We start from the raw sequence: 19,234 nt of genomic DNA on the forward strand, positions 1-19,234 counted from the left end.
CTTTCGTAAATTTGCAACCGAAAAAAGAAGCCTTATGAAACTGAAATTATTCTTCCTTGTATTTTGTTGGATGTTGGTTGGTTGCGCTTCTCACAAAAAATATAATGGTGTGGAAAATGGTGATTTATTATTTGTAACCGCAAAGCAGGAAGGTCTTTCTGGCGCGATTAACAATGTTACGCAAAGGGAAGAGTTAGCCAATTTTGATCATATTGGTTTGGTCGAAAAATCAGGCAAAGATTATTTTGTTTTGCATGCCGCACCTCGTGGTGGATCTCAGCGACAAGCCATGTCGGATTTTGTAAAAGAACAAAAACAAAATGGTCAGCATATTGTCGTTTATCGTTTAAAAAATCCATTTCAGAATAGCATTCCGTATGCCATAAAACAAGCAAATGCTTTGGTCGGGAAACCTTATAATTTTGATTATATCCTAAATGAGAATTCTTATTATTGCTCTGATTTTATTGAGCGTGCCTTTAGAAAAGATCAAATTTTTAAGTTAGAGCCTATGACTTTTGTCGATCCGAAAACTGGTCAAACGAATGTTTTTTGGAAAGAATTTTATCAAAAGAAAAATCTCGAAGTTCCAGAAGGTAAATTGGGCTGTAATCCTAATGGATTGGCGGGATCAGAAAAACTAGAACGCGTTAAAACTTTAGATTAAATTTTCACCTTTTCGGTGACGCTTTTTCCCGTTTCAAAATCTTTACCAATTAGCAAAATATATTCGGCACTAGGTTTGAGTGCAAAACTTTTTAATTGAATAAACATTTTTTCAAGATAAATCTTGTTGCCATTAACCGTTAAGAAAACTGCGGGTTTTTGTTGGTTGTTAAAACCTAGGTAGAGCTTCAGGCTTTTTTGTCCTTTTAAAGAAAATTCAAAATAGTTGCTATCGATTTTTTTGAAATCATAACCGTAAGCCATCGATTTCTGAACCATAGTCAAAGGTTTTATTTCAGCATTTTCATCGTATAAAACTCGGTAAATGTTGATGGGATTTTTCTCCGAAATATTTGTGCCATCCATAACAGCGTCATATACAAAAGTGTTATGATTATCACTGTGTTGTATGTAGAATAGATGGTTTTGGTTTTTGTCAGGTGTCGGATAATTGGTCTGCGCTTTACAGATTTTGAAACTGATAAAGCATACAAAAAACAATAATAGTTTCATTTTGATTAAAAGCTTTAATTCAAAAATAATAATTTAAAATTAAATTAGAATTAGCTTTGTGTTTTACAGAAAATGTTTAATTTTAATCAAAACCTTATTTATGATTCCATTATTGATAATTTTAGCGATCGCGCTTTTTGTAGTTCTTTATTTTGTTTCAGCCTATAACAAGTTGGTTAGACTTCGTAATCTAGTCCAAGAAGGCTGGAGTAGTATTGATGTTATGTTGAAGAAACGCCACGATCTAATCCCCAATTTAGTAGAGACTGTTAAAGGTTATGCGACGCATGAACGTTCTACTTTGGATAGTGTGATCCAAGCTAGAGCTAATGCGGTAAGTGCTAACAATGTCCAAGATAAAGAATCGGCCGAGAAAAACTTGAGCCAAGCGATGGTTAATTTGATGGCAGTTGCAGAGCAATATCCAGACTTGAAGGCGAATGCTAACTTCCAACAATTGCAAGGCGAACTTTCTAACATCGAAGGCGATATCGAAAAAGCAAGACGTTATTATAACGGAACGGTTCGCGAAAATAATACTGCTGTAGAATCTTTCCCTAGCAATATTGTTGCAAATATGTATAAGTTTGAAAAAGCACCTTTCTTTGAGCTTCAAAATGCTGCTGAGCGCGAGGTTCCAACTGTAAAATTCTAGCAATGAAATATTTTCTGCTGATATTTACGCTTTGCTGTTCGTTGCTTGGTTTCAGCCAAGATGTTGCGAGCGAGTCCGAAGCGACACAATCCGATTATAGCCAAACCGAAAAAATCCTCAATTATCATTCGGACATTTTAGTTGATGATAAAGGTGGATTGGAGGTGACGGAGACTATTAAAGTTAATAGTCTAGGCATTAATATTCGTCATGGTATTTTTAGAACTTTTTTGACTGAAAGAAAACTTAACGGAAAAAATCAAAAATTAAAATACAATATCATTTCTGTAACACAAGATGGTCAAAAAGTTGATTATCACAGCGAAACAGGTTCTGGATATTACAAAATCTATATTGGCAGCAAAGACACAGACCTGCCATCAGGACAATATGAGTTTGCAATTAAATATAAAGTTGCGAACCAGATTGGTTTTTTTGATAAATATGATGAGCTGTATTGGAATGTCAATGGATTGGATTGGGATTTTGCAGTAGATCATATTTCAGCGAAAGTTGTTTTGCCAAGTGCAGCGAAAATTTTACAAAATTCTTGTTATACAGGAGCCGCGAAAAGCACCGAATCCAATTGTTCTTCACAAAAAATTGATGATCATACAATGGAGTGGAGTGCAGACAATCTACGCAATAATGAGAACTTAACGATTGCAGTTGGTTTTAACAAAGGGGTTTTTGCGCCGCCGCCACCGCCAAGTTTCTTTGAGAAATATGGTATTGTTGCTATTCTATTAGCTTCTTTACTAGGTTTGGCTGGTTATTGTTATCAACTTTGGAGAAAATATGGTATCGATCCACCGAAACCTACAGTATATCCGCAATTTAATGTGCCAGAGAATCTTTCGCCTGCAAGTCTTGGCTACATCAAAAACGAGTCTTATAACAATACTTATTTAACGGCAGCTTTAGTGGATCTTTCTATTAAAGGTTATACAAAAATTGTCGAGTCCGAATCCAAAGGCTTTTTGGGATTAGGGAAGTCTCAGATTTTTAACATTGAGAAAATTAAAGAACCAGACGAAAGTCTTCCAAAAGAAGAAATCGCATTGATGAATTACCTTTTCAAAAATCGTCATGAAGTTTCTTTGGATGGTTCTTATGATCCAAAAATTGAAGACTCGGTTCAAGAGTTTACAGTTAATCTTGATATGCAACATAAAGCGTTTCTGCAACAGGGAAACAATCAGAAATTTGTTTTGAAGCCTTTCCTTATTGCGACACTGATCTATTTTGGATGTTTGGTTTTGGCTTGCTTCAAAAATGATGACTTTGCATTTGTAATGATTGGTGGATTCTTGTATGTTATTTTAGTGGTCGTTTATTTTGTTATCACACAGTTTTTCCGAAAAATAAAAATTGTCGGTTGTGGTGGATTGATAGGCGCTTTCTTTGGGTTGATCTTTGCAGGACAGTTTTTAGCAATGGGATTTACGTCAGCAATTGAGCCAGATATTAGATACTGCATTCAGTTTGCTTTGGTTTCTTTTGTTTTGCTATTGGTATTCCAATATTTAATAAAACGTCCATCCGAAGAAAAGTTGAGACAACAATCTCTGATTGACGGTTTCAAAATGTATATGGGAGCTGCAGAAAATGAACAACTGAAATTCCATAATCCTCCTCAAATGACGCCCGAGATTTTCGAAAAATATTTGCCTTACGCCATGGTTTTAGGTGTTGACGATATTTGGGGTAAAAAGTTTGAAGCGGCGCTATTATCAATGGCTGTGGGCTATACAGCATCTTGGTATGTTGGTAACTATATGGGGCTTGGCAGTTTTGGCAGTTCACTTAACAACAGTCTTACCAATTCTATCAGCTCTGGATCTACGGCACCATCTAACAGCAGTTCTGGCGGTAGCGGCTCTGGCGGCGGCGGATTTTCTGGCGGCGGCGGTGGCGGTGGTGGTGGCGGCGGCTGGTAATCCTAACATAATGAAAAAAATATTTTTAGTTTTTTTCCTAGCGATTTATTCACTGGTTTTTTCGCAAGGAATAACACCAACAATTTCTATAGAAAATCAAATTCCTGAAGATTATAAAGATAGTCTTCAGGATTCACTTTCTATTCAGCAAGAGCGTGTCATTGATTTTCATTCCGATATTGTAATTTCCAAAAAGTCGGTGGTCAAAGTTACCGAGACCATTAAAGTCTATGCAACTGGTGAGCAAATAAAACGTGGACTTTTCCGTGCATTACCAATGCTTCGAAACATTAATGATGGTGTCGAAGAGGTTGATTACAAAATTATTTCCATTAAAAAAGACGGTGTTAATGAAAATTACCACATCGAAAAAATGAATGGTGTTTTTAATATCTATATCGGTTCGAAAGATGTTTTGTTAAGAGCTGGATTTTACACCTACGAAATAAGCTACGAAACAACAGACCAAATTGGACATTTCAAAAATTATGATGAGTTTTATTGGAATGTTAACGGAACCGATTGGAGTTTTCCAATAGAACATATTAGTGCAAATGTGGTATTGCCTGCTGGCGCTGATATTCTTCAAAATTCTTGTTATACTGGACGGTATGGAAGCCAAGAGTCGAATTGTACTTCCGAAAAAGTTACGAAGTTAGAAATGAATTTTAAAGCTTCTAATCTTAAACCTGAGGAAAATTTGACAATTGCAGTTGGTTTTAAACCGAATGTCTTGGAAGCGCCATCTGCTTTTTCAAAATTTATTAAAAAAAATAAAGACCGAATTCCCTTGGTTTTGGTCGCATGTTATTTGCTTTTTTACTACATCCGAAATTGGCTGAGGTATGGAAGAAACATCGAAAAACCGATTGTTATTCCACAATTCAACGCGCCTTATGATTTGTCTCCTGCAAGCATTGGATATATTAATGCGGGCAAATACGATACATCACAACTTGCTGCCAATCTTGTAGATTTGGCGGTCAAAAAAGTGATTTCTCTTAAAGAAGATTTGTCTTCGCAAGTGGAGTACAGTGTTAACCGAGTTTATAATATTGTTAAACTTTTTGAAGGACCAAGAAGTTTGCAAGAGGATGAAGAGTTAGTGTTTAAAAAACTTTTTAATGACAAGACAACGTCGATAAAAGTGGATGGCACTTACAATTCGCAGCTTCGAAATGCGGACACTAGTTTATCTGCTTTTTTAGAGAAAAACTTGGTCAAATTCACAATTGAAATTTCTAATATTCGCCTTGTGTACAATGCTTTATGGATTATTGTCGCGACCTTTTTATTGGGTTTGTTTTATGCTTGTTTGGTTGATGGAAGTTTTGAAATGCTTGGGATTGGATCGATGCTAATCTTTTTTGATGGCTTAATTGTAATGCTTGTTTTAACACTTTGGAAAGAGTTTTCTAAAACCTTTGTCGTTTTCGCTTTATTAGCATTTTTATCGCTTTTTTCGTTACCCTTGTTTTTATTTGCTTTTGGTAACTCAGGTGATATGACGAGATTAGGCTCAGATTGTTTTAAGTTTTTAATTTTTGGAGGTGTCAGTTTACTCATTTTTAAATACTTCATAAAAAGACCATCTGCTGATAAAATCTTAATGAAATCAGAAATTGATGGTTTCAAAATGTACCTTGGGGCAGCAGAAGAAGCGCAACTAAAATTCCATAACCCACCAGAAATGACAACGGATTTGTATGAGAAGTTTTTGCCTTATGCCATTGCTTTAGGTGTCCAAGAGATTTGGGGAAAGCGCTTTCGAGATAGTTTGGGGGCATCGGTTTTAGAATCTTCAACTTTTTCTAGTTTCGCCTTTGACTCTAATGCGGCTTCAGCACTTTCGATGTCTTTGTCATCGTCGAGTACACCAATCTATACGAGCAGTCGATCATTTTCGTCTTCTTCATCAGGTTCTTATTCGTCATCCTCGTCACGATCGTCCTCATCCAGTTCTTATTCTGGTGGTTCGCGATCTAGTGGATCAAGTGGAAGAGGTTCGTCAGGCGGTGGCGGTGGCGGTGGCGGCGGAGGTGGCTGGTAGTGTTTTTCGCTTTTTATTCTGTGACAAAAAGAATAATCTTATCCTCTTTAATTTTTGAAATTATTGTGTCTTTTCGTTCTTCAGAAATAGTATAGGTTTTCGAGTTGTAAATAATTTGCTTATTTAATTTTCTAAACTTTAAGTACTTAGGTATTTCCGAATTTTCATTGGTTTTAAAAAGTTCAAAGAATCCGATTTTTTGCACGGCAAGACCTTCACTTCCAATAAACTGAATTTCATTTAACAAATTGAGTCGATATTGGTAAATATCCTTGATTAAAAAATCTTTGTTTTCAAATTTTACAAAGTTCGTTTTTGGATAAATTGATTTGTAGTTTGAATTGTATTCTGCAATGATAATTTGTTTAGGTTTCGAAAACAAAAACAAGCCTAGTAGCAAAATAACTATTAGGCTTAGTGTTATTAAAACAAATTTGATGTATTTCAAAAAAATGTTTGTTTAAAAATTACTTCCAAAAAACCGAGCACCAATCAGCATAAGCGGTGACAAACTTTTTTAAGTATTCTGTTGTACGTTCGTCCATAGTTCCGTTTTCATCAAAAGCTTTTGAAATTTGACTTAAGTAGATTTCAGGCTGCTGCATGGTGTAAACATTAACTGATGTTAAGCTTTGTCTCAACTGATGATTGGCTCCAAAAGCGCCTAACAATCCTGGCGAGTTACTAATGACTGCACCTGGTTTTTTAGCCCAAACGCCTTTGCCAGATGGTCGAGAAGCAATATCAATCGCATTTTTGAGAACCGCAGGCAAACCACGATTGTATTCTGGCGTTACAAAAATTACAGCATCGAGTTGACTAACTTTTTCTCTAAATTGAATGTAAGATTCTGGTAATTCATTATGATCGTCAAAATCCTGATTGTACAGTTCTAGTTGTCCAATTGGGATAATTTCGAATTCCATATTATCTGGAGCAATACTTAGCAACTGTTCCGCAATTTTTTTTGAAAAAGATTCTTTTCGAAGACTTCCTACAAATATGCCAACATGTTTTTTATCCATCATTTATTTTTTTGAAATCTAAAGTTATCGAATTTTGTTAAGAATTTAAAGTAAAATTGGAATTAGACTTATTTCCAATTTTGATGCGAGTATCTTGCTCGTGTTCTATGTTGTATTTTAGCATAAGCGTGACGCTTGCGCCAGCGAGTTCAGGTTCGACGATAAAGTTTTAGTGATGTAAAAAACTAGATTAACAGGTCGCTCCTACGGAGCTCCGCTTATCATAAATATTGGTTTCTATTATCAGTGCGTTCCTTCGGAACTTTTGATTAGTACATTTTTTTTCAAGAACGTTTCTACGCTGGTGTATGTATTTTCCTTGTGTGCTATTTTATGTTTTAGCACAAGCGTGACGCTTGCGCTAGCGTAGAAAGTTTTAAAATAAACTAGATTAACAGGTCGCTCCTACGGAGCTCCGCTTAACATAAAAATTGGTTTCTATTATCAGCTCGTTCCTCCGGAACTTTTTAGGAATACATTTTTTTTAAGAACATTTCTGCGCTTGTTCGAGCATCTTGCTCGTAGCTTATTTGATTACAAAGGTTTAATGATTGAAAAAAAATCAGAAACAAAAAAGACATTCTTTTCAGAATGCCTTTTAATTATTTAGAGTTAAATTCTTCGAATATCTGCGCCTAAAGCTTTCAGACGACCATCGATGTTTTCGTAACCACGGTCGATTTGTTCAATATTGTGGATGGTTGATTTTCCCTCTGCCGAAAGTGCTGCGATTAACAAAGCATTTCCTGCACGAATATCGGGCGAAGTCATTGTTGTGCCACGCAAAGGCGTTTCATGATTAAGTCCAACCACCGTTGCTCTGTGCGGGTCACAAAGAATAATTTGTGCGCCCATATCAATTAATTTATCAACGAAGAATAATCGCGATTCGAACATTTTTTGATGTACCAAAACAGTTCCTTTTGCTTGCGTTGCAACCACCAAAATAATGGACAATAAATCTGGTGTAAAACCTGGCCACGGTGCATCAGAAATATTTAAAATTGATCCATCGATAAACTTCTGAATTTTATAATGTTCTTGTGCAGGAATCAAAATATCGTCCCCGCTTTTTTCAATTTGGATACCCAATTTTCTGAATGTATCAGGGATAATTCCTAGCTGATTCCAGTTTACATTTTTGATGGTAATTTCAGATTTTGTCATTGCAGCAAGACCAATCCAAGAACCAATTTCCACCATATCTGGAAGCATTGTATGTTCTGTCCCGTGAAGCGATGTTACGCCTTCGATTGTTAAAAGGTTAGATCCAACTCCCGAAATATTAGCACCCATACGATTCAGCATTTTGCAAAGTTGTTGCAAATAAGGTTCGCAAGCAGCATTATAGATTCTCGTTTTTCCTTTTGCCAAAACTGCTGCCATCAATATGTTGGCAGTTCCTGTAACAGAAGCTTCTTCCAAAAGGATGAATTTTCCTTGTAATCCTTTTGCTTTTAAAGAATAATATTGTTCTTGTTCGTCGTAAGCGAATTCAGCACCTAATTCAACAAAACCTTGGAAGTGCGTGTCTAGACGACGTCTTCCGATTTTGTCACCACCAGGCGTTGGCATATAAGCTTCGCCATAACGTGCTAACATTGGTCCAAGCAGCATGACAGAGCCACGAAGTTTTGCACCATCTTTTTTGAACTCTTTTGATTTGATGTAATCAAAATTAACATCATCCGCTTTGAAAGTATAATCGCCTTGACCATTTTTAGTAATTTTTACGTTGAGGTCACCAAGAATTTCAATTAAATGGTTAACATCATGGATATCAGGGATGTTTTTAATTCTGATTTCCTCGTCCGTTAACAATACAGCACATAAAATCTGAAGCGCTTCATTTTTTGCACCTTGTGGTGTAATCTCGCCATGTAGTTGCTTTCCTCCTCTTATCTCAAATGCTCCGTTCATTATTTTCTGTTATTTTTCTGATTGTTTTGATTATTCTGGTTGTTGTGGTGATGTCTTTTTTTCGCGTTGTTATTTGTGTTTTGGTTTCTATTATTCTTGTTGTTATTATTACGATTGTTGTTGTAATAGATTTTACTCTTATCTAGAGAATCGATGCCTGTAAGATCCAATCTGTTTTGAGAAAGATCTTTGAGGTGTCTAATAATAACATCATCCTGCACATGCTCTTTGTTGTAGACATTGTAGGATTTTTTCATATTATTTGCGATGACTTGGATAAGAGCATCTTTTTCTTCGCCAGCTTCCAATTCGATTGCACGTTCTATCAATTGCAAAATACTTTTACCATAGAATTTGTACTCGTTATCATACGATGGATAAAGCATTTTTCTAGGTTTGGTCGACAATTCGTCGGGTGTCAGGATTGGATATGGTGAATCTACATCAAGATCATGTTTGGCTAAAATAAACAAGTGATCCCAAAGTTTGTGTTTGTAATTTTCTTCGTCACGCAGATGCGGGTTGCGTTGTCCCATAAATTCTATAATGGATCTTGCGGCATCATTACGTTCTTCTTTGGTAGGCAGTGTTCTGCATATTTCTACCATCTCTTGGATCATTCTGCCATATTCTGGCATCTGAAGCGCATTTCTTTGGGTGTTATATTCCATAATGCAAATATAGCAAATAATAGATTTTTTTGTTAAACCTAATCTAAGAACCTATATTAAAATTTTAGGCTTCTGGTTAAATATTTTGCGGGTAAAGCCTTTGGGGCTTGTTGCAACAATTAGTCGTTGATAAATTTTTTGCGGTCGTTTTCTGTGGGAATGCGGCAATGTAGAGACATTAATTTTTTGCGGCGTTTGGCAACTTGGTCATACATAAAATCTCTAACGAAGTGTGGTAGCAGTTTTCCGACAATTGCAGTGCGATAGAGGCCACCCAGAATTTGTGCAATTTTAATAGCAGCGTCCGATTTTTTAAGATAAAAAGATGTTGGTTTCCAAAGGAAAATACTATCAAAATCTTGAAAATTTTGGTGTCTTTCTTTTAAAAATTTTTGCCCAAGATTAGATTGTAAGGCAGCAAACAAAAACTGGTCTTTCTTGTCCCTATCCAAAATCCATTGAACCCAAAAGTTACAAAAACCACAATCACCATCGTAGAAAACAATGTATTTATTTTGGTAATCGGCATCAAAATTTTCCATTAAAAAATATTAGCTTCTTGTGTGTCTTGTTTAACTTGGCGGAAATAATCGAGTAAAAGTTTTTTTGCTTCGGGAGTAAGCTTAGCATCCGAATGTCCCAAAATATAAGATTCTAAAGGCATGTTATCTTTTTCGACCATTTCGATACATTCATCCAGTTTGTGTACTTGGCTTTTTGGCTCATAGGTCGCCCAACCTGAGAAATTCAGTTTTTTTCGACCTTCGTCGATATGATTTTTTAGAAACCATGATGCTGGTGCAATGTCTGCGTACCAAGGATATCTTGTCTCGTTGGAGTGGCAATCGTAGCACGAGGTTTTCATAATTTTTGCAATCGCAATAGGTGGTTTTTTCGTGTTTACAAAATCCATTTGCGGATTAATTTCAGGATTGGTTTTATCAATTGGGAAAAATTGAATCATGATAAAAGCGACCAAAAGTACCGTTATTACTTTTTTCATTCCGAATGGTTTTTAAAAGGTGAATTTAAGAAAATTTCTGGTAAGAATTTTAAACGGGTTTTAAATCATTTTTTTAGGATTTGAGATAAATTGATTCTAGTATTGTTTGGAAAAGTATATTGATTTGATTGTGAGATTCATTATTAATATTGCCCTCAAATGTTTTTATTTTAAAAAGATTATCTTTGCAAAAAAATTGGGCTCCGAAAGTCGGAGAAACCCATTCTTAATCATTACTAGTTAAATGATTTTTGATTTTAAAAGGCGAGCAACTAATATGCTTGTTTAGTTTTAATCATTTAATTAAAAAAGAAACATTTTTTTATGTCAAATATTGTTGCCATTGTCGGCCGCCCAAATGTTGGGAAATCTACCTTATTTAACCGTTTATTAGAAAGAAGAGAAGCTATTGTTGATTCAACTGCTGGTGTTACGAGAGACCGTCATTACGGAAAATCGGACTGGAATGGTGTTGAGTTTACAGTAATCGATACTGGAGGTTATGATGTTAATAACGACGATATCTTCCAAGAAGAAATTTCTAAACAAGTACAATTAGCGATTGATGAAGCGACTTCTGTGGTATTTATGTTAAATGTTGAAGAAGGTCTTACTGAGACTGACCAAGAGATTTTCGAAATGCTAAGAAGAGCAAATAAGCCTGTTTACATCGTTGTCAACAAAGTTGACTCTGCAAAAGAGGAATTGGCTGCAACAGAATTCTATCAGTTGGGAATCGAAAAATATTATACTTTGTCTTCGGCAACGGGTTCTGGTACAGGAGAGTTGCTAGATGATGTTGTTAAGGATTTCCCTACGACAGAATATAATGATCCTTTCGAAGGTCTTCCAAAAATTACCATCGTGGGTCGTCCAAATGTTGGTAAATCGACCTTGACAAACGCTTTGCTAGACAACGAAAGAAATATCGTTACCAATATTGCTGGTACAACGAGAGATTCTGTACAGAGTTTGTATAACAAATTCGGACACGAGTTTGTGTTGGTGGACACTGCGGGAATGCGTAAGAAGAATAGAGTTTCCGAAGATTTGGAGTTTTATTCGGTGATGCGTTCAGTTCGTGCGATTGAAAACTCGGATGTTGTGATCATTATGGTTGATGCAACTTTGGGTTGGGAAGCTCAGGATATGAGTATCTTCGGAATTGCCCAAAGAAACCGTAAAGGTATCGTAATCGTTATCAACAAATGGGATTTGATCGAAGATAAAAAAACGAATACAATGCGTGATTTCGAAGCTGCGATTCGCCACAAGATTGGTCAGTTCAGCGACGTTCCGATTTTATTTACTTCAGCTTTAACTAAGCAACGTATCCTGAAAGCTGTTGATACAGCAATGGAAGTTTACGAAAATCGTAAGAAGAAAATCAAAACTTCTAAACTAAACGAGGTGATGTTACCAATTTTCGAAAGTACGCCACCACCTGCAATTAAAGGAAAATATGTGAAAATCAAATATTGTGTGCAATTGCCAACGCCGTCGCCACAGTTTGTTTTCTTCTGTAATCTTCCGCAGTATGTTAAAGAACCGTACAAAAGGTTTACAGAGAACCAATTGCGTAAGGAATTTGGTTTTACGGGAGTTCCTATTGAAGTTTACTTTAGACAAAAATAATTGTACTAAATCATACAAAACTTTGCAGTAACGAGATTTTTGATGAATTTTGTTACTGCAAAGTTTTTTTATGCCCAAAAATGAAGTTTTAATACTTTACCTCGATCTTTCGAAGCAAGATAAATCTTTGGAAAGTGATTATTTCCAAACTTTACCAAGTGCTTTGCAAGAAAATATTTCCGAATATAAAATTGAGAAAGATCGATCACAAAGAATTTGGTCTAAATATTTGCTTCAAAAAGCTTTTGAAACCTTGAATCCCGAAATCGATTTTAGTTGGGATTTATACCAAAAACAAAACGGCGAGAAAGCTTACTTTAAAAATGTAGAGTTTAGTTTTAGTTCCAGTCACAGTGAAGATTTGGTAGTCGTTTGCGCTTCCAAAACTTTGAAATGTGGCATCGATATAGAGTTTATCCAAGCTCGTGAAATTTCTGATTTAAAAGATTTTCTTCATCCCAAAGAACAAGAATATTTAGAATCCACAAATCATAATCTTAGCGCATTCTACGAAATTTGGACGCGAAAAGAAGCTTTGTTAAAAGCTGTTGGACTTGGCGTTTCCGCCGAATTTAGTTCTGTGAATTCATTAGAAAGATTCACTTATCAAAATGAAGTTTATTTTTCTAAACTTATGCAAATTAAAAGTGGTTACCAATGCGCAATCGCAGCGAATGTTGAGAGTTTTGTGGTTGAGGTAAAAAAGGAAATACTAGGTTTTTTGTTGTAAAAATAAAAATGCGCTTTTTATATGAAGTGTTGGTTTTTTACAATCAGAATTATAGATATGCAAATCATTAGAATTCCTAAAATAATAAAAGCTGAAAATAGATTATTTTGTTGATTTTCAAATATTAAGAAGCTAGATTCATTGTTTTTGTTGTATATGATCTCAACTTTTTCTCCTATTTCTAATTTTGTTTTAGATCCTTCGTTTGATTCAATTTCTATTGTCCTATTTGATCTTGTGGTATATTTGATTTTATAAAAAAAATATGCATAGGCCATTTCGGTTGCTCCCTGAAGACCTTTGATTTTTCGTTCTTCGCGGCCTGTTATTATTGCAGTTGTTTTTATTCCATTTTTCAAAATACTCCTATTCTTGCTTTGAGAAAAAATTCCGAAAAACAATGTCGAGGAGCCAAGTAGAAGTAAAATTATAGCAGCTATCAATCTTTTTTACCAATTTTTAAATTAAAGAATACTTTTTAGTCTGTGATTTCTACTTCCATTTCTCATACAAAATCCGCGTCGCTTTGTAACCCTGAGATTCCAAAAAGCGTTGCATTCTTGTGTTATTGGTTAGCGTGAAGCGATAGATTTTGCGGATGTTGAGGTTGTTGTAAGATTCCTCAAAATGTTGGTTAAGTGCTGTATAAATTCCATGCTTGCGGTATTCCGATTTTACGTAACCTTCGGAAACATAAAGATCCTTGCCATCGCCAACTTCAAAATTGCTGTCGTCTTCGTCTTCAACATAACCAAAGAGAAATCCAATGGCTTTTCCATCAACAAAAGCGGTTAAAAAAGTAGCATCGTTTTCCTCTTCACATTCGATCATGTGGCGGATGTAACTTTCGCGAAAGTCTTGCCAATTGGCAGTTTTGTCGCTTAATTCTCTTTCGTAATCGTGAAGTTCTCCCAAAAGTTCGTCAACAATTGGGAGGTTTTCAGCGATATTTATTTTTTTGATTTCGTAATTCATTGTGTCAAAATTTATTTGCCTCGTACTGGACTTCCTTGCCATTCGGTGTTGTCGGACAATACTTCGCCTTTCATCACCAAAGAAAGCGGATCAATATTGACATGATCACCAATTTCGGAATCGTATAGAATAATAGTTCGCGAGTTAATAGTCGTTTGTTTACCGATTTTAACACCACCGACTTTCATAATTCGGTCTTCAAAAAGGTGGGTTTGTGGACCACAATCTTCGTTTAACATCGCTTCGTCGCCGATGCTTACCATATCGTATTCGGTAATGTCGGTTGTATTTAACCAAACGCGCTTACCAATTTTAACCCCTAAAAATCTTAGGAAGAAAGGCAGCCACGGCGTTCCACGTAGGAAATCCAAAAAGAACTGAACCGCCAAAGCTTCATACAAAGTGGTAATACCTTCACTAATCCAAACGCGTAAGCTGTACATCGGCATTTCGGTTTTCTTGTATTTTCCTACCAATAACCATTTGAAAAGTACAGTTAAGAAAAAGGTCGGAATTGCCACGATTCCTAAATAGTAAAACGGTGAATAGAGGAGTAGTTTGCCAATTCTGCCATCCATATAATTACTGGTATAGGCGATGAATAAGACACTACAAATAATAATTGTAGTTTGAGGTAAAATAATACGAATTCCTTCCACAATTCCACGGGCTATTTTCAAATAGAATGGTGGATTGTAGGTTAAATGATTGTTGAATCCTTCGACCTTTTGACGTGCTGGCAAACCAATTGGTGGCGATCCAAACCAGTCGCGTTCCGTAGATGTTTCCAATTGTTCTTCGGTTGGCGCTTTACTCAAAACACCAATTAGCATATTGTCACCAAGCGTGTATCCTTGCGGAATCAAGCCGCTGTTTCCAACGAAACTATTGTTTCCGATTTTTGTTTTCTCTAAAATTAGTTTCTCGTTGCGGACATCGTGCTCGCCCAAAATAACGGCATCCGCGATAAAGGAGCCTTCGCCAATTTCTAATAGACAGTGCGAAACATCACTTGCCGTCGATATTTCGGAGTTTTTGCCAACTTTTGCGCCCATCATTCGGTAGAATTTTGAGATATAAATCGACGCAAAAAGTGGGTGAAGAACCACCAACGAAATATTGAAAATCTGATCTTTAATCCACTTTCTATAATACATTCCGCTGAAAACTGAATAGACACCAGGTTTCATTTTGTATTGTAAAAGTCGTGTCAATCCACTTACCACCAAAATGAAAAGCACGATATAAACGATGGATAAAAGTGGAGCTTGCCACAAATAGTAGAAACTATAATCCGAAGATTTGTCGTCCAAATAATAAAGCGTGTACAACGTCGGTGCCAACGGAACAACGATAATTAAAGGGAACAACAAAATTGAAATCGAATACAACAATGCAAAACGATTTCTTGTTGCGTTGCTTGCCAATTTTGGAGCAGTGGTTTCTTCCTTAGATTTGTCACGAATTTTTTGTGCGGGACTTCCGTTCCAAACTTCGCCAAAGCCGATTTTTTCACCTTCGTTAAGACAAGAAAGATCTTGCAATTCACCAAATTCCTCAATAACACAACCTGCGCCAACAATAACCGAAGAGCCAAGATAAGCGTTGTCCTTAATTTCGACTTTGCGGATATGCAAAATTCCGTTTTCTACAAAAGCATTATCAATCGCACATCCCGAGCTGCTTACCACGTTTGCGCCGATCGTTACCAAATCTTCGGCTGCAATTGGTAATAAACTCAATTGCGCTGTTTTATCAACTTTTACCCCTAATAATCGTAGATATCTTGGGTAAAGTGGCGTTTCAACAAACAATTCCGATGGCATCAGCCTTTTGATGGTTTTCCACAGCCACCAACGGAAATAATACCAACCCCAAAGTGGATAATCGCCTTCTTTGATCTTGCCAATGACAATCCATTTGGTCAAAAGGATGATCAATGAATAAACTGGCGGGATTAAAGTATAGAGTAAAACAGCACTCAAAAGCGCATAAAAAGTCCCGTAGTTATTGAGCTGGAAGTAGTAATAACTAAGATATGGGAAGAAAATCTGAATACTCAACAATCCGAAAACGATGAGCAAACAGAACGTTTGCGCGATTCCGCACAAGATATATTGTAAAGTCGAAACCCGCGAGAAAGCATGTGTTTCTTTGCGTTTCGTTTTCCCTTCTTTATGTTCAAGATTTTCAACAAAAGCAGACAAAGGACGGTTTTCATAAACATCTTTCAAACTTGCGTAAGGCAAATCTGCTTTTTGACGAAGATGCGATACAAAAGTCGCTGCCAACAAGGAATGTCCACCCAAATCGGTGAAGAAATCTTGATCCAAAGTAATATCCTTTCCTGGGAAAACGATATCCAAAGCTTGTAAAACCTTTTCCGAGATCGATGCATTTTTGTCGATTTCAACAGGACTTTCAGCATGTGTGATCAAGAAACTCTCAGGAAGTGGAAGTTTCTTACGATCGATTTTTCCACTCGGCATACGTGGCATTTCCTTCATTTCGATAATCGCAATCGGAACCATATAAGGCGCCAAGAATTTTGCCAGTTCCAATCGCATATCGTGTTCGTTGAAGGTTGTTCCGTTTTTCATCACCGCATAACCAACCAACTGTTCTTGGTCGTTGCCATCTTTTTTTACTGCAACAGCAGCCGAACTAACGCCTTCTAATTGATTAAGACGAGATTCGATTTCGCCCAATTCGATACGATAACCACGAAGTTTTATTTGGTCGTCAATTCTACCTTGGAATTCGATAAAGCCATCTTCACGGAAAACAACAGCGTCGCCCGATTTATAAATTTTATCTCCAGGAAGTTCTGGAAAAGGATTGTCTAAAAATTTTTGTGCCGTTAATTCAGGCAAATTATAATAACCATTACTAACGCCAGGTCCCGAAATAATCATTTCGCCACGCTCACCAAACGGAACGATGTTCATGTTTTCGTCAACCACAGCCATGTTATAATTTGGCAAAGGTGGTCCGATTGTAAGCTCGTCGTTGGCATTTAACTTTGCCATATTACTGGAAACCGTCGTTTCGGTCGGTCCATAACTGTTGATGAAAACACGATAAGGTTTTGACCATTTTTGAAGTACTTGAATCGTACAAGCTTCGCCACCAGCATTTACAATTCGCAAAGTGGGAACTTCATCGATAATCGCAAGGATACTTGGTACAGCATGTAAAACGGTGATTTTGTTTTCAGTCAAAACATTGCTCAAATCATCAATCGCTTTGACTGTAAAAGCATCTGCAATCCAAATCGTCGCACCAGCAAATAAACTGATCCAAACTTCTTCGCACCACATATCAAAGGAAACAGAGAATCCTTGATAAACGCGGTCTGTATCTTTTATCTGAATAAAATCCTCTTCGGAGCGGATAAGGTGGCAAATATTTTTCTGCGTAATCGGAATTCCTTTCGGGTTTCCTGTACTTCCCGAAGTGAACAAAATATAAGCCCAAGCGTCGGGATTCGGCGTGATATCAGGTGCAGCAACTTCTTCCGTTGGTTGCGCAGGAATCGATATTGGCGAACAATGGATTTCAGCATCAGCATCCGAAAAATAAGTTTTCACATTAATATCGCTAAAAACTTTTTTGATTCGGTCTTCAGGCATTTCTCGATCCAAAGGCACATACGAAGCGCCTGCTTTTAGAATTCCTAAAATTGCAACAGGAAGTTCTAAGCTTCGTGGATACCAAACGCCAACGCAGTCGCCAGGCTTTACGCCGATATTTATTAAATGTTGGGCAATCGCATTGCTCCAGTTATCAAGTTCTTTATAAGTAAGTTCGCGACCGTTGAAGATAAAGGCAATTTTATCCTTGTAGGTTACAAAATTGGGTGCAAGAAGTTGTGGAAGAGTTTCGCTACGGATTAATTCGGGAGCTACTTTTCCTAAAATTATACTCTTCATCATTGAGTGGGCGTGTGTTTCTCTGTTTAAAGTCGTGTTTTTATTTCAAGTTTAAAGATACTTGTTTTTTAGACAGATTGTCTCAATTTCTTCCGTTTTTTAATTGTATTTTTGCTTTAATAATTGGTCATCCGACCCTCATTCAAAATAACATATTCATGCTCAGTATTTTATCAAATAATTTTTCTTTAGTAACCGAATGGATAAACGAATTAAGAAATGTTGATGTACAAAACGATAGAATGCGTTTTCGACGAAACATGGAACGTATTGGCGAGATATCGGCTTTCGAAATTAGCAAGTCTTTAGAAGTTAGAAATGTTGAAATTACAACCCCTCTTGATAAAGTTGGATCAAAAGAAATTGCAGTGCAACCTGTCATCACAACAATCCTGAGAGCTGGTGTTCCGTTGTTTCAAGGTTTGTTAAATTATTTTGATAAAGCAGATTGTGGTTTTGTAGCGGCTTACAGAAAGCATGATGCCAATGATTATTTTTCTATTAAACAAGATTATTTGACTTGTCCTAATCTTAATGGTCGTCCTTTGATTGTTGCGGATCCAATGTTGGCAACAGGCGCTTCGTTGATTGAAGCAATTAAAGATTTGTTGACTAACGGAACGCCGACAGAAATGCATATTGTTGCGGCAATTGCAAGTCAGCAAGGTGTTGATACCGTTGCGGAGGCTTTCCCGAATGCTAAAATTTGGGTAGGTGTTATTGATGCCGCTTTAACATCGAAAGGTTATATTACGCCAGGTTTGGGTGATGCTGGCGATTTATCTTACGGTGAGAAATTACAACGTTAATTTTAAATTTGCAATCCCAAATCTCAAATCTCAAATCGTATTTTTTAATCCATTGCAACAACCAAAATACTAATTTTTGTGTTCGGATATTTTAAGATTTCCCAAGCAATGCTGGCGAGTGTATTTCCAGTTGTGTAGACATCGTCGATTATAAGGATATGTTTGTTTTCGGGATTTCCAATAACAGAGAAAAGACTTTCGGTTTCTGTGCGGTGGCTTTTATCTTTTTGAGCTTGTGCTTTGTTATGAAAGTTCCTTTTGAGGAGTTGGTGATTTATCGGAATGTTGTAAAGTTTTGATAACTCATTACCGAATAAAGTCAATTGATTGTAACCGCGTTTTTTGAACTTTTGGGGATGAAGCGGAACGCTGACGATTTCGTCGATGTTAGTGATTTCTATTTTTTCAAACATCCACTTTGCAAAATGTTTTCCAATATATTCTTGGTCGCCATATTTTAGTCGGTGGAGTAGGTTTCTGGCGAGATTTTCCTCTTTAAAAATAAATAAAGCATAAGCCTTTTCGATGGGGAAAAGCAGTTTTGCTTTTTGTGCTAAAGGGTTTTCTGAATCAAATTTAAAATGGCTAAAACTCAATTGCTCTTCACAAACATCACAAAGAATTTGGTCTGTCGAGATAACTTCTTCGCAAGACAAACAACGATTTGGGAAAAATAAATCCAAAAACATGGCGAAATTCTATACTTAAAT

At 36.5% G+C, this 19,234-nt stretch carries 18 protein-coding genes; 7 read left to right on the plus strand and 11 right to left on the minus strand.

Annotated features, from left to right (window positions below; translation table 11 throughout):
• Positions 1-34: 34 nt before the first annotated feature.
• Entirely contained in the window at positions 35-667 is a 633-nt protein-coding gene (locus Q1V95_RS08935; RefSeq protein ID WP_300672878.1) for a YiiX/YebB-like N1pC/P60 family cysteine hydrolase, read from the plus strand.
• Here the strand turns inward: Q1V95_RS08935 and Q1V95_RS08940 are convergent.
• Entirely contained in the window at positions 664-1,179 is a 516-nt protein-coding gene (locus Q1V95_RS08940) for a DUF4833 domain-containing protein (RefSeq protein ID WP_300672879.1), read from the minus strand. The genes Q1V95_RS08935 and Q1V95_RS08940 overlap by 4 nt on opposite strands.
• A 100-nt stretch (positions 1,180-1,279) precedes the next feature.
• Between Q1V95_RS08940 and Q1V95_RS08945 the strand changes: the two genes are divergently transcribed.
• Genes Q1V95_RS08945 through Q1V95_RS08955 form a run of 3 tightly spaced genes read left to right on the plus strand, consistent with a single transcriptional unit; the run spans position 1,280 to position 5,824 of the window.
• Positions 1,280-1,834, plus strand: coding sequence for a LemA family protein (locus Q1V95_RS08945; protein WP_300672881.1), 555 nt, complete (start codon positions 1,280-1,282; stop codon positions 1,832-1,834).
• A 2-nt stretch (positions 1,835-1,836) separates the two neighbouring features.
• The gene (locus Q1V95_RS08950) at positions 1,837-3,774 is read left to right on the plus strand and encodes a DUF2207 domain-containing protein (protein ID WP_300672883.1); all 1,938 of its coding nucleotides are present in this window, start codon (positions 1,837-1,839) and stop codon (positions 3,772-3,774) included.
• 10 nt (positions 3,775-3,784) lie between these two features.
• On the plus strand, positions 3,785-5,824 hold the full coding sequence (locus Q1V95_RS08955; RefSeq protein ID WP_300673084.1) for a DUF2207 domain-containing protein: 2,040 nt from the start codon (positions 3,785-3,787) through the stop codon (positions 5,822-5,824).
• A 13-nt stretch (positions 5,825-5,837) separates the two neighbouring features.
• Here the strand turns inward: Q1V95_RS08955 and Q1V95_RS08960 are convergent, their stop codons facing one another.
• The 6 genes from Q1V95_RS08960 to Q1V95_RS08985 form a co-directional block, all read right to left on the minus strand.
• Complete coding sequence (locus Q1V95_RS08960) at positions 5,838-6,071, minus strand: hypothetical protein (protein ID WP_300672885.1); 234 nt, start codon at positions 6,069-6,071, stop codon at positions 5,838-5,840.
• Positions 6,072-6,291: 220 nt separating this feature from the next.
• Entirely contained in the window at positions 6,292-6,852 is a 561-nt protein-coding gene (locus Q1V95_RS08965) for an NAD(P)H-dependent oxidoreductase (RefSeq protein ID WP_300672887.1), read from the minus strand.
• Positions 6,853-7,461: 609 nt separating this feature from the next.
• Positions 7,462-8,769 carry a UDP-N-acetylglucosamine 1-carboxyvinyltransferase gene (gene murA, locus Q1V95_RS08970; protein ID WP_300672888.1) on the minus strand — a complete coding sequence of 436 codons (1,308 nt, stop codon included), beginning with the start codon at positions 8,767-8,769 and terminating at the stop codon, positions 7,462-7,464.
• The gene (locus tag Q1V95_RS08975; protein ID WP_300672890.1) at positions 8,769-9,440 is read right to left on the minus strand and encodes a DUF4290 domain-containing protein; all 672 of its coding nucleotides are present in this window, start codon (positions 9,438-9,440) and stop codon (positions 8,769-8,771) included. Before Q1V95_RS08975 ends, murA begins: the two co-directional genes overlap by 1 nt.
• Positions 9,441-9,559: 119 nt before the next feature.
• A complete protein-coding gene (locus Q1V95_RS08980; protein ID WP_300672892.1) occupies positions 9,560-9,982 on the minus strand; it encodes a DCC1-like thiol-disulfide oxidoreductase family protein in 423 nt (140 codons plus the stop codon).
• Positions 9,982-10,443 (minus strand): heme-binding domain-containing protein, encoded by a 462-nt coding sequence (locus Q1V95_RS08985; RefSeq protein ID WP_300672894.1) that lies wholly within the window; start codon positions 10,441-10,443, stop codon positions 9,982-9,984. The genes Q1V95_RS08980 and Q1V95_RS08985 overlap by 1 nt, the downstream gene beginning before the upstream one ends.
• Positions 10,444-10,767: 324 nt before the next feature.
• Here Q1V95_RS08985 and der point away from each other — a divergent pair, with 324 nt between their 5' ends.
• Together der and Q1V95_RS08995 are read left to right on the plus strand one after the other, a co-directional pair.
• Entirely contained in the window at positions 10,768-12,078 is a 1,311-nt protein-coding gene (der, locus tag Q1V95_RS08990; RefSeq protein ID WP_300672896.1) for a ribosome biogenesis GTPase Der, read from the plus strand.
• 70 nt (positions 12,079-12,148) lie between these two features.
• Entirely contained in the window at positions 12,149-12,808 is a 660-nt protein-coding gene (locus Q1V95_RS08995) for a 4'-phosphopantetheinyl transferase superfamily protein (protein WP_300672898.1), read from the plus strand.
• Between the two features lie 17 nt (positions 12,809-12,825).
• Here Q1V95_RS08995 and Q1V95_RS09000 read toward each other — a convergent pair whose 3' ends face one another.
• From Q1V95_RS09000 to Q1V95_RS09010, 3 genes are read right to left on the minus strand one after another with little or no spacing between them, the layout of a single operon-like run.
• On the minus strand, positions 12,826-13,251 hold the full coding sequence (locus Q1V95_RS09000; protein ID WP_366143274.1) for a DUF3592 domain-containing protein: 426 nt from the start codon (positions 13,249-13,251) through the stop codon (positions 12,826-12,828).
• A 49-nt stretch (positions 13,252-13,300) separates the two neighbouring features.
• A complete protein-coding gene (locus Q1V95_RS09005) occupies positions 13,301-13,783 on the minus strand; it encodes a GNAT family N-acetyltransferase (RefSeq protein WP_300672902.1) in 483 nt (160 codons plus the stop codon).
• Between the two features lie 11 nt (positions 13,784-13,794).
• Positions 13,795-17,718, minus strand: coding sequence for a Pls/PosA family non-ribosomal peptide synthetase (locus Q1V95_RS09010; protein ID WP_300672908.1), 3,924 nt, complete (start codon positions 17,716-17,718; stop codon positions 13,795-13,797).
• A gap of 155 nt (positions 17,719-17,873) precedes the next feature.
• Between Q1V95_RS09010 and upp the strand changes: the two genes are divergently transcribed.
• On the plus strand, positions 17,874-18,524 hold the full coding sequence (upp, locus tag Q1V95_RS09015; RefSeq protein WP_300672910.1) for a uracil phosphoribosyltransferase: 651 nt from the start codon (positions 17,874-17,876) through the stop codon (positions 18,522-18,524).
• 44 nt (positions 18,525-18,568) lie between these two features.
• Here the strand turns inward: upp and Q1V95_RS09020 are convergent, their stop codons facing one another.
• Positions 18,569-19,213, minus strand: coding sequence for a ComF family protein (locus Q1V95_RS09020; RefSeq protein ID WP_300672912.1), 645 nt, complete (start codon positions 19,211-19,213; stop codon positions 18,569-18,571).
• Positions 19,214-19,234: the final 21 nt, after the last annotated feature.

The organism is Soonwooa sp., assembly GCF_030151385.1.
Lineage (GTDB): Bacteria > Bacteroidota > Bacteroidia > Flavobacteriales > Weeksellaceae > Soonwooa.